The following is a 268-nucleotide window of genomic DNA, read 5'->3' as shown; positions in this document are numbered from 1 at the left end:
AATCGGAGAATCCGAAGAAGGAGATCAGCATGTACATCAACAGCCCCGGCGGTCAGGTGACGTCGGCGCTCGCGATCTACGATACCATGCAATACATCAAGTCGCCGGTGTCGACCGTGGTGATGGGCATGGCCGCCTCGGCCGGATCGTTGATCCTGACGGCGGGCGCGGCGGGCCAGCGGATCGCCCTCCCGAACGCTCGGGTCATGGTGCACCAGCCGTCGGGCGGGTTCCGGGGCCAGGCGTCGGACATAGAGCTGCACGCCGC

The 268-nt window shown here is 66.0% G+C and carries 1 protein-coding gene; it reads left to right on the top strand.

Annotated features, from left to right (window positions below):
* The coding region (locus CVH10_RS21005) for an ATP-dependent Clp protease proteolytic subunit (protein WP_181244610.1) at positions 1-268 on the top strand (268 nt) is incomplete at both ends.

This window comes from Halomonas sp. ND22Bw, assembly GCF_003011945.1.
Taxonomy (GTDB): Bacteria; Pseudomonadota; Gammaproteobacteria; order Pseudomonadales; family Halomonadaceae; genus Halomonas; species Halomonas halophila.
The sequence above is the reverse complement of the archived record's forward strand: the minus strand, read 5'-3'. Positions and strand labels throughout refer to the sequence as shown.